The sequence below is a fragment of the Cytobacillus sp. Bac17 genome (assembly GCF_024519925.1).
GTDB lineage: Bacteria > Bacillota > Bacilli > Bacillales > Cytobacillaceae > Cytobacillus > Cytobacillus pseudoceanisediminis.
Map to the genome: position 1 here is coordinate 1 of NZ_JALJRC010000058.1, position 15,524 is coordinate 15,524.

At 34.2% G+C, this 15,524-nt stretch carries 14 protein-coding genes; 3 read left to right on the plus strand and 11 right to left on the minus strand.

Annotation, left to right across the window (positions count from 1 at the left end; all coding sequences use genetic code 11):
* Positions 1-93: 93 nt before the first annotated feature.
* Positions 94-819 carry an alpha/beta fold hydrolase gene (locus tag NR125_RS28505; protein ID WP_071159325.1) on the minus strand — a complete coding sequence of 242 codons (726 nt, stop codon included), beginning with the start codon at positions 817-819 and terminating at the stop codon, positions 94-96.
* A gap of 886 nt (positions 820-1,705) precedes the next feature.
* A complete protein-coding gene (locus NR125_RS28510; RefSeq protein ID WP_071159323.1) occupies positions 1,706-2,479 on the minus strand; it encodes a Cof-type HAD-IIB family hydrolase in 774 nt (257 codons plus the stop codon).
* A 580-nt stretch (positions 2,480-3,059) separates the two neighbouring features.
* On the opposite strand from NR125_RS28510, the gene NR125_RS28515 reads away from it, so the two are divergent.
* Entirely contained in the window at positions 3,060-3,998 is a 939-nt protein-coding gene (locus NR125_RS28515; protein WP_256816721.1) for an RNA polymerase sigma factor, read from the plus strand.
* Between the two features lie 317 nt (positions 3,999-4,315).
* Entirely contained in the window at positions 4,316-4,711 is a 396-nt protein-coding gene (locus tag NR125_RS28520) for a hypothetical protein (protein ID WP_256816722.1), read from the plus strand.
* A 230-nt stretch (positions 4,712-4,941) separates the two neighbouring features.
* Here the strand turns inward: NR125_RS28520 and NR125_RS28525 are convergent, their stop codons facing one another.
* The 9 genes from NR125_RS28525 to NR125_RS28565 all read right to left on the minus strand — a co-directional run bounded on the left by NR125_RS28525 (position 4,942) and on the right by NR125_RS28565 (position 14,606).
* Positions 4,942-5,394: a hypothetical protein gene (locus NR125_RS28525; protein WP_256816724.1), complete on the minus strand. Its 453-nt coding sequence runs from the start codon at positions 5,392-5,394 to the stop codon at positions 4,942-4,944.
* Between the two features lie 176 nt (positions 5,395-5,570).
* The gene (locus tag NR125_RS28530; protein WP_256816737.1) at positions 5,571-5,981 is read right to left on the minus strand and encodes a hypothetical protein; all 411 of its coding nucleotides are present in this window, start codon (positions 5,979-5,981) and stop codon (positions 5,571-5,573) included.
* Between the two features lie 573 nt (positions 5,982-6,554).
* Positions 6,555-7,850: an IS110 family RNA-guided transposase gene (locus tag NR125_RS28535; protein ID WP_256816725.1), complete on the minus strand. Its 1,296-nt coding sequence runs from the start codon at positions 7,848-7,850 to the stop codon at positions 6,555-6,557.
* Positions 7,851-8,088: 238 nt separating this feature from the next.
* Entirely contained in the window at positions 8,089-9,243 is a 1,155-nt protein-coding gene (locus NR125_RS28540) for a CamS family sex pheromone protein (protein WP_256816726.1), read from the minus strand.
* 164 nt (positions 9,244-9,407) lie between these two features.
* Complete coding sequence (locus NR125_RS28545) at positions 9,408-9,803, minus strand: DUF6262 family protein (protein WP_256816727.1); 396 nt, start codon at positions 9,801-9,803, stop codon at positions 9,408-9,410.
* Entirely contained in the window at positions 9,796-11,934 is a 2,139-nt protein-coding gene (locus NR125_RS28550) for a tyrosine-type recombinase/integrase (RefSeq protein ID WP_256816728.1), read from the minus strand. Before NR125_RS28550 ends, NR125_RS28545 begins: the two co-directional genes overlap by 8 nt.
* Positions 11,935-11,964: 30 nt before the next feature.
* Positions 11,965-13,149, minus strand: a complete 1,185-nt coding sequence (locus tag NR125_RS28555) for a tyrosine-type recombinase/integrase (RefSeq protein WP_256816730.1) — start codon at positions 13,147-13,149, stop codon at positions 11,965-11,967.
* 264 nt (positions 13,150-13,413) lie between these two features.
* Complete coding sequence (locus tag NR125_RS28560; RefSeq protein WP_256816731.1) at positions 13,414-14,328, minus strand: DNA/RNA non-specific endonuclease; 915 nt, start codon at positions 14,326-14,328, stop codon at positions 13,414-13,416.
* Positions 14,329-14,366: 38 nt separating this feature from the next.
* Entirely contained in the window at positions 14,367-14,606 is a 240-nt protein-coding gene (locus NR125_RS28565) for a hypothetical protein (protein ID WP_071159319.1), read from the minus strand.
* A 257-nt stretch (positions 14,607-14,863) separates the two neighbouring features.
* Here NR125_RS28565 and NR125_RS28570 point away from each other — a divergent pair, with 257 nt between their 5' ends.
* Positions 14,864-15,223: a helix-turn-helix domain-containing protein gene (locus NR125_RS28570; protein ID WP_071159317.1), complete on the plus strand. Its 360-nt coding sequence runs from the start codon at positions 14,864-14,866 to the stop codon at positions 15,221-15,223.
* Positions 15,224-15,524: the final 301 nt, after the last annotated feature.

Here is a 15,524-nt window from a genome sequence, read left to right on the forward strand (position 1 = left end):
GCATGAGATATTTTAAGTTTTTATTGAAAAATATTGACAAACTATTAGCTGGTTTTGTTTGAAAAGAAAAAAGCTGCCTGATTAGCAGCTGAACTAAGTATTCTCAACTAACTTTTTTATCGCAGAGACTACCACTTCCGGTTCATCATTTTGGATATAGTGAGCACTGTTTTCAGCAATTACCAATTCTCCATCAGAGGATATGTCAAGTATTTCTCTCTGCATTTCATTCCATAACTTTTGTGATCCCATAGAATAATGAGCTTTCTTACCCGCTGAAAGAACAATTAATGGTACATTTAATTTTTGTTTAGTGTCTTTTAACTGCTTTAGACTTTCCATAAATTCGTCATAATTTCCTTCGTAAACGAATTGCTTGTTATATGCTTGCTGAAAATCTTGTGACATAGTAGGGAGAAATCGTTCTTTGTAATCTTCGGGAGTAGAGTCAATTAAGACTAGTCCACAAACTTCATTTGGATATTCTGTAGCAAAAATCCGCATATTTACTCCACCAAATGAATGACCTACTAATATGTAGGGAGGTTTAATCTTGGCTTCACTAAGTAGTTCCTTTAATTCTTTTACCATTTCACGGCTGGTTCTGGGATTAGAACTTGGTTCACTTCTCCCAAGTCCAGCTCTATCATATATTAGTACACTAGAGAGCATTGAAATCTCTTTTAATACTGAATTCCAGGCCTTAGAAAAGTCTCCGTATCCAGCATCCATTATGACTGTTGGCTTTCCTTTATTTTCTCCCACCAATTTAGCATATAGTTTACATTTACTTATATGTATAAACATTTCCTTATCCATTGGTTCATTCCTCTCGTTTTGCCAACTATCCTTAGTTAAAATTTAACAGTATTAAAACTCTTCTTCAACAAACCTGCCCCGTTTGTACAATAATAAAAGCCACCTGAGATGGCAGCTTGATCTTAAAGTAATGCGCCCGATTGATAAACAATTTTTATCTAAGAAAATACTGCAATTATAAAACTGATAGCAAAGAGAATAAATGCAAACTGTATCGTGAAATACATAATTAACTCAAGTGAGACAAGTTTCCTTTGCCTTTTACTCTTTTCTAAATGTCTTAGATAGAAACCAGCACTTATAATAAGCAAAACACTAGCTATGGCTCGTAAAATTTCCACAAAAATGATCAAGCGTATAATTCCTTTCTCCCCAAGACATTCTCTCGTAAGCTGGCCCTATTCTGGCATTGTGTTGTACGGCAACGCTCTATATTATTGAGTATCTTTATTGAGCTAATGCCCTATTAGCTAAAAAACATCAAAAATAGCATATCTTTAAAAAATATCCATAAAAATAAAAACCAAAGTGCTGCTATTCCTTGAAAAATGTATTTTATATATCGAGGGCTTTCCTTATTAAAAGCACCGAACCACTCCGCTAATAAAGCGATAATTAAGGATAAAAATACATAACTATTAATGGAATCATTTCTGCATCTTGTTCAGATGAAAAAAATTGATTAGAAAAATAAAGTAGAGTTAATGTTAGAAACATCAAAAAATATATACACAACCAAATAAGGCGACCTTTTCTAGTTTTCAAAATATCCTCCCCATATAAAGAATATTCTTATCGAACTTAAACAATACTGCTCCTTTTGTTTAATAAGAAAAATAGCGATATTCTCGATTGAATGATCGCTGTCCGCACCAAGGATAAATAATTAAATAATTCCATACTTTTTTAATGCATATTCAATTCCATCTTCACTTGATTTCTTAGTGACAAAATCGGCGACCTTTTTCAATTTCTCGTTACCATTCCCCATTGCTATACCTAACCCTACTAATTCCAACATATCAATATCATTTTCACCGTCACCAAAAGCGATAGCTTCCGATTTATCGATTCCAAAGAAATCTAAAGTTTTTATAATAGCTAAAGACTTTGAAACATCCTCCTGCAAAACATTTAACACATAAGGATGCCATCTTTTAAATGTTAGATGCGGGAACTTTAGCTTATACTTTTCAACTGTTTCATCATTTGCAAACAAACACAATAAGAATATATCTTCATTGTGAATTAGGGGATGAGTTTCAGGATACTCATTTAGAGACAGTGTTTCCTTTAAAGCTTTTATAATTTCCTCCTCCGTTACGCCATTCATACTGAATTCTTCTGTATAGAACGACAAACCGTTATTCTCTATTTTGGCAAATTCTATGACTTCTTGAATAATACTTTTATTCATTGGTACTTTATGTATAACTTCCTTAATGTGCTTCACGTATCCACCATTTGCAGTTATAAATGTTTCTATACCAAATTCTTTCAGATCCCGACACATTGAAAGCGGCCTTCCTGTTGCAGCCACAACCTTTAGCCCTTTGCTTTTCAAAGTCTTTATTGCTTCAATTGCAGATATAGGAATGCTTCCATCTTTGTGATTTGTAATAGTTCCATCAACATCAAAAAAAACAATTTTATAACTCATAAATATCTCCGTTAAATAGTTTTTTTATAATAAACTAATATTTAATATTCGCCCATCATACAGGGAATCCTTCTTCAACAAACCTGCCACGTTTGTTTAATAAGAAAAAGCTACCCTTCGGCAGCTGAATCTTAGAGTATTGCCCTCTTCATCTGAAATATGGACTGTAATAATACAGTCTATTTTTAATCTGATAAAACTGAAGCTTGGGCAATACCTCTATCGGTTTATTCCCCTACCATACCGTCATTATCACGATCATCCATATATGGGTATAACCAATGTTATATTAAGGTTATTGGAATACATTGCTTGATATTAAAAGAACCACACATAATAGATATATCTAAAATGTGTGATCTAATTTTGATTTCTTATTCAACTAAAGCACCCGTTTCTTTAAGTACATTACCTCACAAACTTGCTTTTTTACAGGAATGCTGTCCCTTTTGTTCAACAAGCATCCCCGAAAAAGTAAGGATAATTTTATAATTGAGTTTCTAAAATATTTTCTCCAAAGCCGTATAATTTTTCAATAACAATCGTCTATATAGTATATAGACAGTAGGAGGAATTTTTTATGAAACCAATTGATCACATTAACAAGGATATTGTAGATGAAACCAGGAAGGTAAGAAGTGAATTTTTTGAAATAATCTCCGATTATTCAACCGATTTATGGAATTATTGTAAATATATCACCGGTTCACCATGGGATGGTGAAGATCTATATCAAGAATCGATTATAAAAGCGTTTGGGCTTCTCCCTCAACGGTGGAGTGAAATAACTGATAAAAAACATTACTTATTTAGGGTTGCAACTAACACTTGGATTGACCTATGTAGAAAGCTAAAGCGGGAAGTAGGTTTATTAGATGAAGTATCTGAACCAAACGAAAATTTCTCTAGTCCTCTATTATTGGAAGAGGTCCTAATATCTTTGGAGTCTATATTGACACCTAAACAACTTGCGGCATTTCTTTTATTAAATATTTTTCAATTTAGTGCTGAAGAAGTAGCCGGTATCGTACAAAGTACTCCGGGAGGGGTCTATTCTTCGGTACAGCGTGCGAGAAGAAAAATAGCTTCTTTTGATTTTACTCAATCAAAATCTGGTTTGAATAGCCATGAAAAAAATGTAACGATTCAATCATACTTAAAAGCATTTAATAATGGAGATTTGGACGGTATGTTAGCACTATTTAGTGTTCAAGCACAGAATGAAGCCTATTTGGGTTTCCAAGAATTTTCTAAAGATGAGATGATTAATGGCTCTCTGCGGTTTGGGCTACCCGGTCATAGAGCTAAAGAAATTATACTTTGGGATAAACCAGTTATCATTGTGTTTGCTGATGGCGCTCAAGGACCAGAAATTCACGATATTCAAGTACAAGAGATTGAAAATGGAAAAATAGTAAATCATAAAAGTTATTTCTTTAGAAAAGAATTTATTTTGGCTGCTGCTAAAGAGCTTGGAGTAAAAGCACAGTTAAAAAAGCCACCGGTGGATTGGATCTAAGCATTAAGGGATGACATTTGTATCCCTTGTTTCATCTTAACAATAAATGCTGCGTATCTATTTAGTCTTAGAATCACTAACCTTTTAATTTATAGAGCATACTTTCTTATTCAACAAACCTGCCCTTTTGTAAAATAAGAAACAGGATCAGAACCCATAAGTTTCTAAAAACACTTCCCTAACGTATAATGCCTTTTCATTTTGTAAATAAATATTCCGTTTCTTAGCTAAACCAGATTGATATCATTAATTTCTAATTCAATTTTAATACAATTCTCATTTTTACTGGTTATTATCGAATATAAAGGGGGATTTATATGGAGTTTACTTTAAAGGAACAAATCAGGCGTATTAATGAGATTGATAAAAACGAAAAAACTATAATCTTAATTAAAGCAATTGAAAGCTTTCTGAACATAAGTTTAGTTGTAAAAATAGTTATAAACAAGTACACGACTCAGAGGGAAGATATCAATAATTTCTTAAGAAGTATAGGCTTGGAAATTATAGATGAATTCAGAAACCAAGATAATTACATATTTTTTGAAAAGAACTTAAAAAAGTATTGTGGTTTTCAAGAAGATGATGTAGTATCTTCCAATATTATTTTTGAATGTTGTAGTGAGGAAAAGGTAGATATATTAAAGCTAAAAAAAGAATTAATAGATGCTGCCAACTCCCTTAATGAGCAGAAACAAAATGAAAAAGAGTAATAAGTGGATTTAGGTGAATAAATTTTAAAATAAAAATCCAACCCTGTTGATGTTAGGGCTTGGATTATTTTTATTGCCTAAACAAATAAACATCGAAGAAGAAACGGGGTTTTTGCTTTCTATAGAAGCTCCTGATAGGCTCTTAAAGAGTGGTTTTTGATGCAGTACCTTCTTCAACAAACCTGCCCCGTTTGCTGAACAAAAAAGCCGTCATTTGGCAGCTAACTATATTAGTATTTATGCAATTTTGTTTCCGGCGGAATTGCATTTTTGATAATTAAAATGTCCCTTTCCTTTGCATTTGGTACAAAGAATTCTGTTCCCCAATGACCTGAATGAAACATAGTCACTCCATCGTATATTAAATTAACTGTAAACCACTTGAAATTATCGTTTTCATCCAAATTTTTATTCAATAAAAAATCTGAAAGGGTACAGATTTTCTTCTCCTTGAATATTGTTATTTTTTCATCCTGCATTTCTAGCTTATTTATGTTAAGACATTTAATTTCTCTAATAATTTCAATTTCTTCATTCCAACAATGAATTTCAATCGTGTCTGACTTTGGTAAATAGTAATTAATTAATGGCACCCAATAATCGTAATTATCATTCCTTGGTTTTGGGAATGCAGAATTGACTTTTGTATAAGTAGGTATGTGAACAACCAAATTCTTATCCAAAACATCCCTCCCCTATAACTACTTTATTATTTATTCTATATCGTTATTCAACAAACCTGCCCCGTTTGTTAAACAAAAAAGCCGCCTGGTTTGGCAGCTGATCTTGAATATAAGCACTGGTTGGTTGAATAAGGTCATTTCAAATTAGGTTCTACCGAAAGTATCTTTTATTATCGTTACTTATGTTCGTAATCTAATACTTCTACCTTAAAGCCGTGACTACATCCAATTTTAGGACTATCACAAGATGGAGATACTCTTACTTTGACCAAGTCATCTGCGTATTCAAATGGATTATTATTACTATCAGGAACTTGAATTCTTAAGGAAATATCATAAGAATGATTGTTGTTATAAACAATATTAACAATTCTCTGTTGCTGCCAGCCAAAACCAGAAGCCTCTTTTCCTCCATACTCTTTTATTACCCTTTTATCAATGGCTGGAAATATAATATCACGAATAATATCCTCTGGTGTAACATACCAATCTTCTGCATATGGTTTAATTTCCTTTGGCTCTGTAGGTTTAGCATTAACCAAGTTATATGTGGCGAACATTAATAAAAAAGTAAAGAGAACAATCATTTTCTTCAAGATGCTCACTCCTTTAAATTTTTTACAGTTAGTATTCGCATCTTCAATTAATATTTATCCACTACACCCAATCCACATCGCCAAATCAAGCTGTATCGTGTTCAAATAAAACATAAATTAACCAATTTCTTGTTCAACTAACCTCCCTCAATAAAAGAAGCGAAAACACTTATTTACTCTTGTTTTCTTAGAATTTCATAGTTATTTACCTTTCGGTAACTCACTTTATAAATGGAGGATCTTCACTTGAAAGGATATTTTTGGACAGAGTGAGAAAAAAGAGTTAGAACCCACTAACCAGTCCCTTACAGAAAATGGTGGATGAGTAAAAATATAACCGCACTGGTGGATGTCCACATTTACTCATGGAGGTCAACCCTCCCATGTCTCACAGAGTCTTCGCTCTCAAATTCCTTCGTCCAACCTTTCCATGAGGTGGATGTCAGCCATGCTGCCCCACAGGGTCCAAGCCCGTAATTTAGTTGCTTTGCCGACTAATCCGTGCTTCAAATGTCTCAAAAACTATAAAAGCAAGAACTACTACTTATCTAATCTAAACCAAAGTTAAGCTGCCATTTCCGTCTTCTTTGTTACTGCCAAATGAGGGATGTCCTTTAGCATCTTTTCCTCATTAAAATCAAATTGCTTTTTTCCTATACTGAAGAAAATCCGAATTAGTTTATTACACAAAGCAATCAGGGACTGCATCTTCTTTAAAGGATTATCCGGACGTTGAGTATAGTAAGCATGTAATGCTTTAAATGCAGAATTTTTGGCGACGAGAATCATACAGACCCTGAATAACAGTGCCCTGAGTTTCTTTCGGCCTCTTTTTGTGATGGTCGTTTTTCCTTTGTGCTTGCCGGATGTATTTTCTTTTAAGCTTAAGCCGGCCAGCTTGATAATCTGCCTTGGATGATTGTATTCACCTAAATCTCCTACTTCCGCAAAGAAGCCGGCAATTGTATCCCTGCCTACACCTTTTATCGCTAACATTTGTTGTACACCTGGTATTTCATCAAGCTGGCTGTCTATTTTGGCGTCCAATTCTTCGAATTGTAACTGAATTAATTCATACTTAGCCAGAATGGTTTTTAGCTCCAGCCTGGCCATTTCAGCACCTTGTCGAAGTCCGATGGACTGGCTAGCTGCCTGTTTTAATTCGCGGATCTTGTTTAATCCAACACTCCGAGATACGGACTTTCTCAAATGGACGAGTAGTTCTTCTTCGGTGAATACAGCTATTTCATGTGGCAAGGCATAGAGCTTTAAGAATTGTAAAGAAGCCTTACCTTCCCATTTCTTAAAAACCTTGAGGAATTCCGGAAAATACCGGTCAATCCAGTTGTGCACCTGTCCTTGGACCGTTTGTAGGTCTTCAGTTAAAAGATCGCGTATTTTCTTTGCCACACGGAGTTCTGCATAAACACCTTGCGGTATTGTTGGTTCGGCGTATCTTCCATCCTTGACCAGCTGGGCTATGACCTTGGCATCTTTCACATCATTTTTGGTGGGTGAGTTATCATCCAACTCTTTGCTTTTCTTGACGTGCAACGGGTTTACTGCGACAAACTTTATCCCATTTTCTTTTAAGATATGGGCCAGATTAAACCAATAGTGGCCTGTTGGCTCCATGCCAACCATCACTTTACTCATACACTGTTCTTTTTTGATTTCCGAAATCCATTTAAGAAAGTTTTCAAATCCTTCTTTTGTATTTTCAAATTGACACGGGGATCCAAACTCCATTCCCCTGAAATCCTGGGCACGAGCCACATGTTTGAATTTCGCAATATCGACTCCTATAATAAGAGTTTGAGAAGTGATTTGAGCAATCTTCTTATTCTGGTTATAATTCATTGTAAAGCCTCCTGGTGTTTGAGATTTTTGTCCTTTTTGCTTGCCGGCTTCAGGACTCTCTCATTCTACCAAGAGGTTATTTTTTTGTTCAAACTCCATTTTCATTCATTACAGGAATGCTGCCCCGTTAGTGGAACAAGAAAAAAGGGCTACCGCAGCAACCCTTTTTTCAAGCCAAATTGAAAATAACTTTAGTAGACATATAACTCCACCTTTAGGGAGAATATTCCTCTATATTTTATTTATTATATATATGTGTTTTTATTTCTTGACTAGCCGGATCCCAAGTAAGAACAGCCTCTGCTTCTTTTACACTTGAAATATTCACTTTTATCGGAACAGTATTTGGTATTACTTGAGATTGTATTTCTGCTCCAACGTATTGAATAAGGGCGATCAATTGAGGGTGAGATAGCCCAGCTGTTTCAATATCAACGCTTAATTCAGATAATGTTTTATCTATATAAAGTCCTTTTCCTAAGACTTTAATATTAAGATTCGTAAAGTTCTTTTCTATATCAACATTAAAGTTTTTAAAGCTTTCTGAGGAGTACCTGTCAATTTTCTCAGCATCCCCTGATGGAAGTTCCATATATTTTTTATCAATATTATCCCAATCATTTATTCCACTTTTACCTTCAGGAATAAATGTACTAGATAAAAATCTTCCTGGAACAACACTTCCTCTACTTTCTTCTTGATATAGAGTTAACAAAATTGGTACATTTGGGATTTTTTTATTATTTCTAATCCTTTTCACTACATTTTCAGCGATATTTTCACCATATATTTTAACATCATTTGTTCCGTTATTATTATTATCTACCTTTACGTTACCACTATGGATCAGTCCATTATTATCACTTACTTGAAAATAATAAAAAGAATTTAACGATATAGCCAATGAAATCCCTTTTGTTTTTCCATCTTTATCTACGTAATTTTGCTCTAAGATATGAGAGACTATCTTAGGGTTTTCTTCTTCTTGCTTTAAAGCCTGCTCAACATTTTCAGAGCCTTTTATAGGTGGATTAAACCCTTCTGTCTGCTCGCTAGATTCTCTTTTAAGCCATTTATTAATCGTCTCTGTATTTAAATATTGACCTTCTTGAAAATAAAAGTTCTCAGGTGAAAAGTGTTCCATCGAAAGGAGCATTAGACCAAGTTCTATTTCATTTATATCTAAAGGGTTATCAATATTATTAATTATACTTCCTCGTGCAACATTGAACTTTACAGGAGTTTTAACTTTATACATTTCTTTTCCCTGTGTAACTGGAGTAGGTATTTTTTGCCCGTTACTTTCTTGTTCGGGGATTACTTCATTGCTAATACAAGAACTTAGTAATAGCAAGCTCGCTATTAGAATAATAACTACTTTTAATTTACTCATTTAAATAACTCTCCTATTGAATATTTTTTACAATTGGTATTTTTTATAAGAACAAATGAGACCGCTACCCTAAATTTTACATTTATACCTCATTCTATCATAAAGAGATCTTAAAAAATTATTATTCTTTGTTTAACAAACCTGCCCCGTTAGTTGAATAAGGATTATATCTTCTTAAAGTAGTCTGTAAGTTTTTCCTTTTCTTTTTCACTTAATCGCTTATTTTCTTGTTCAAGTTCTTTATTCTTTTTTTCTAACTTTTCAATCCTTCTTTTCAGTGAAGCTATAATAGCGTTTTGATTGTTTTCATCCCGTTTTATCCTTGAATCTATAAACTTTTCTTCTTGTTGATTTCGTAAGAAATTGATACGCTCTTTAAGGTCTGGATGATTATACAGCGTAGCTTTGCTCACTCCAGCTTCTTCTGCTACACTATTAAAGTTTATTGCCTTAGAATTCTTTGTAAGGCGTTTAATAGCCTCGTCAACCTTTTTCTTGGTTGCCTTCTTTCGGTCCTTATGTAACGTCTTTAATTGCTCTTCACGATCGAAATTAGCCATGTGAAACACCTTTCTTTTTCTTTCGAACTAATTGTCTCTTCATTCGGTTAAAACGTCCAAAAATGACATTTCCATTCTTGATTGTTTCGTATATGTTTTGATATCTCTCCAAATTTTTTTCATTTGCTTTGACCATATCATCTCGACCGTATTCTTTCGACGCTTTAATCCACTTTGTAGTAGTTTCTATGAGAAGCTCGTACTTTTTAACATCAAAACTTGTCATACCAACTGCTAAATCAAAACAAGGCTTTCCATCGTTCGCTGTGAGACAAGGAGGTTCTGCTGCCAATGGGCAATTCCCATTGACCCTTGCACGACAGGTCCCATAAGGGTTATCTAAGGCATTTAACTTCTCGTCTTTCCACAACATATCAAGAATGTCTTTAGGGATATCTTCCTTTTCTGAGACCTGATAAATTTCCCCGTTTATGTCAAAGGTAAATACACCTTGTTTCACAACCTTCTCGAACTCTTTACGTTTCGTATCGTCTAATAGACGAGCATATCGCAAGGTCATTTCGGGTGATGCGTGGGCTAATAACTCCTGTACCGTTAAAATATCAGCTCCACCATTTAACAATTTTACTCCATAAGTATGTCTGAACTGGTGAGGTTTGAAGCGAAACAAATTGCCTGTTTCATCTGTTATCTTCCTTTTTAATGCTAATTTGTTTAGTTCTTCTCGAACAAAATTCTGACTAAATGGTCTTCCCTTACGGGAACCTCGGTAGCGAACAAATAGGTATCTTTCAGGATTATTATCATCATTGCTGTATTGCTTAGAACGGTCAATTAAAACTGCAATTATATCTGCTAGATGATCATCAATGGGTATTTTATGACCTATTACATATGTTTTTTCAATATCTGTTGTAAGATTTGGTTTTCCATTTATTCTACCTAAACAATCCTGAGTTAATCCCAATGTATCGCTTAAGCGAAGCCCTGTTTTGAAAGCAATCCAGATAATTGGCTGTACATCTGGATGAAGGTCATTTAGATTATTAAACAGTTGTTCCAATACATAGTCAGGTATGTAATCAATTTCATCCAATGATTTTTTAGGGACAGTAGGAAAGTCTTCAGGATATATTAGACGAAACACCATTTCTTCAGGTGCAAAATCTTCGAACTTCTCTAAAATTTGAAGATTTCTTATAAACGCACGAACACACTTTAATGCTTGTCGAACATATTTTTTAGGATTGGAATTTTTCTTATTTAATGTGGTCTTTGTATGTTCATTTAACTCTTCTATGTACTTTTCTATATGTTTTCTTTCAAGTTCCTTAAAATCGTTCCATTTAGGATTTTGTTTTGAAATTGAGTTTAAAAATGGAATAGTGTATGTTCCATAACTTCGAGCTGTACTCCAGGTGAAGTTTTTGCCGCTTATTAGACGACCTTTTATATATTCTTTAAATGCTTTACGAAAATTATTATTCTCTATATTTGAAAAATCAATGTAATAACCAGAAGTTGATTCATTGAATCCTATCTCGTATTTTTTATACAGCACCCGTATATCCCATCGGTCCTTCTCCCATTCTTCACGGGTATCCGTTAGTTGGAAGAGTGTATTATGAATCAGTGCTAGAAAGAGGGTTAAAGGTGTATTGGCTTCGTATTCTTCCCCTCTGTTATCCTTAATGTACCTCGTCTTTACTCCTTTACCATTCAGCCAAAATATCCAAGGCTTTTCCTCTTTTTCGATGTCTAAATCAAGAAGGGAAGTGAGATTTGGGTGCTTTTCGTTTAAATATTCAGCCAGTTTTTTTAGCGATCCTGTAAAACTTTTAAATACAGTCCTTAATCCCCAAAGGTCTGAAAAAAGTTGACTATAAACAACAAACTTGATCTCCATGTTGACGGTTGGATTTTTGCACTGAAAGTAAATGTTCTGTACTATACCTTTTCTCTTTTTATATTCCTCTTCAAAGTTAGGGATTTTACCAATATCATTTATATTCCAAACATCATTGACTAAAAAGTAATCATCATTCACAACTCTTCTTGTTACTTTTCCATCGTTGGAAATCTCTTTAACCTCGTAAGAGGATAGGGTGGAATTTATGTAGTCCCCATATTCACTTTTTGGGATTGATTTATTTGATATAATTTTATTCAATGTTTGTCCTCCTAAAATACTAATATAGCTCTAAAAAGGTAATTTTTCGTCAGGAATACTTGAATGAAATGAAAAAGTTTCCTCTTTTTTCTCTATGCCATGCCCAATTTCAAAGGCATGAGAGGCTTTCTCCCAATCCTTGCGAATATCATCTTCGGAAGGGTGAACATATAGGTCAATGGTTGTTTGCATATGTGCATGACCTAGACGTTCTTGTACAGCCTTTATGTTCTTTGTTTGGAGATAAAATATAGTTCCATGAGTATGTCTGAATAAATGTGGAGTAATATATATGCCTGTTTTCCTTTCTATCTCTTTAAGAGTTGCATAAACATCAGAATACGTGAGAGGTTCTCCAGCGTTCTTACCCCAAATCTTCACAAATACAAAGTTATGGTTAGGATTATATTGATCTAGCACTTCGTACAAATAATCATCATACAAGTCCATTAGTCCTTGAGAGATGTCAATCTTTCGTTCTCCAGTCTTCAACTTCCCCCCGTTTAGTAACTCCCCTCTATCTGTTAGTTGTATTTTGTGTTTCCTTTGTATTGCGTCAAATTGAAAGTCTTCAAGAAACAAGGAGAGAACTTCACCTATACGAAAGCCACTTTCAAAAAGTAACCTTACTAAAAATCTATCCCTAATGTTAGTAGTAGATTTATAGATTTCATTAACTTGCTCCTTTGTAAATATCTTTACTCTTACTCTAGGTTCGTCTAATTTAAGCACATTTTTGAAACGTGGTTTGTCTTTATTTACATGATATAAAAAATCCTTATATCCATTTCCACCTGCACCTTGAAACATCTTCTTCATCAACTTTTCAACAACATTTGATCCAACTAATTCTTCTCTGTATAGATAATCATAAAATGATGTCACTACCGTAAGGTAAGTGTTTACTGTTCTTTCACTACGTTTAGCCTTAGCTTCTTTTTGAGGTACTACTTTATTGCTTTCATATGGATTTCTGAGCCAAGCAACGAAATCAGATATTATTTGAAAGCTAACTTGCTGATAATCAATTCCTTTTTGTTCTAAGTATGTAAAGTAATATTTCAAAGCTGTACAGTAAGTCTGTAAAGTATTGCTACTACTCTCCTTGTTATAGTGAAATTTCATATACTTCGCAACGGGTTCAACGGGCGATCCTTTTGAATCAATAAGCAGATATGCTTTTCTATTCCCAATCAATATTTGTTCTACCTTCATAAAAGCATCTCCAACCAATTGTAATTTACGATAATGCTGCTACTTGTAATGTTTACTGTTATTGTTGTTTCTTTAAGGTCCTCGAAACTATCGTTTCTGCGGAGTGCTGTCCTCGCACCGAGGCTACGTCCTCCAAAAAACAAACAAACGTTCGTTGTCTATATATCCATATTAAACCTTCTAAACTATATTTTCTACCATTATTTAATTAATGCATTATGTAAATAAAAAAGGATAGTCAGTCCTCATATTAGACTAACTATCCTATGAATTATTACCTATATTTAACCAATGATCGCTCGTTATTGGCATTCTAAAACCTGCTTCCTTTGCTTCTTTTATCGTCACCTGTCCATTGCTGTTTGTATCTACGCTGGAAATATCAACGTTTGTGTTTGTTCCTGTTGATTCAACGGGTTCGGTTGATTCAACTAAATCACTGTTTGTTAAACCGAGTGATGCGTTTACTTCGTCTGGGTTCCCGTTGTCAAATGAATCAACAATCTTGTTGCCCATTATCGTGTAAGTATATTGATAACTCGAAGGTATCTGAGTCTGTGTATTCGGATAAGTGATAATTGCTTCAAAGTCTGTAGCACCACCCGCTCTACTGATTGAATCTTCCATATAAGCTTGATCGCCGTGTCGATTGAGTATGCTATCTTGTGGAGTGATATTATAAGCATTTGCTACCCCTCCAAGAGAATCAGCAATGATATGTCCTTCATCTAATGTTTCACTTTCAACACCCGGAACCTTTGCCTCATCAGGATAGTATCTGCCAGACGATAATACAGGTTCGCTACTGTCATCTTGTAGGATGATTTCGTCAGCAAAGACACGTACTAGTTGCCCGTATTCATTAGTAAATGCCCAATATTCACGGTCCCCATAGCCAATGTCTACTACAACATTTGGTTCACGATGTCCAGACAGATCACCGCCATCAACTTCAATAAGTTTGTAGCCTGAGAACAGTTCATTATTTGGTTGGGTTGCCATTTCTTCCGGAACCGTGGTGAGAGTTTCTTCTTTTGCATTATTTTTATTTCCTTCGGCTGCTACTACTTTATGTAACTCTGTTTCTTCAACCGTATTGGATGTATCTTCTACGTTAGTACAACCAACCATAAAGGTTATTGTTAAAAGTAAGAATAATTTGTTCATTTTCTTTTTCATTTTAGTCCCCCTATCCTCAATTAAACTGCACCGTTTGTTTAATAAAAATTATTACTAACAAATATACCTAAAAGCCAACCAGTGATTCCACTTATTATACCTAAGATAATCATTGCTGATCCTAGCTTATCCTCCTGGTAATCTCGCCTTATTACAACTCCTATGCATATAGGGAAAAACAAAAGCATAGGCGGTATTAAGTTAAAAGTTAATAAGATCACTGATAACCACCCAATAGTTAGGAGTATTCCTTTACCACTTTTTTGTTCAGCTTCCATTAATATACCTCACTTAAATCCCTAAATTTTACATTTTTATATCATTCTATCATAAAGAGAGATTAAAAATTTATTATTCTTGTTGAACAACCTGCCCTTAAATGCTAAAAGTCTACCCGAATTTAAGTGTTTTGTAAGAATGGTTCTGTATTTTTAATTTAGAATATTTGTTCATAATAGTAATACATAAAATACGGCGAGTCTTAAAAAGCGGAAACTTGCCTCTGAATTACCAAAATAATGAGATGGTGATCAAGATGACAGGATTAAAGCAATATGAAATTAAGGAAATCAAATTAGCATACAAAATGGCAAGCTTAAATCCAAAATATAAAGATAACGATAATCTGATAATAAAAATACTTGCCGATGAGTATAACGTACCATTTGACCGTATCCAAAAAATCTTTATTGGAAATAAAATTCCTGAAAACATCGGGACTAAACTAAGGTCACTGAGGATAACAAGGAACTTAACACAGCAAGAAGTAGCAAATGCGATTGGGATTGCTAGCAGTACTCTTGGGGGTTGGGAGCTAAATAAAAGTTTTCCTAGAAGAAAAAATTTAGAAAAGCTTGCAGAGTTTTATGGCATTACTGTTGAGGAAATCACCTAAGAACGGAATATCACCACTTTCCAATTGCAAAAGAGATGATTATTTCCTTCTCCATTACTCTTAAAATTCTTTTACGAAATTGACAGTCCCATAGATTCATGGTAATTTTTTAATACTCCTTAAAAAGTTTTTGGGCTTAGAGCACGAAAATTTTTTACAAAAAGGCCTCTGTAGCGGAAACTGAACTGTGCCCCGATTTACGGACGGTTTAAAAAGCGCCTATGCGGCTAGTAAATGGCCCCGGTATTGCTCCGGGGTCATTTTATTTAAGCCCCATTGATAACGATGCTGGTTATATTCC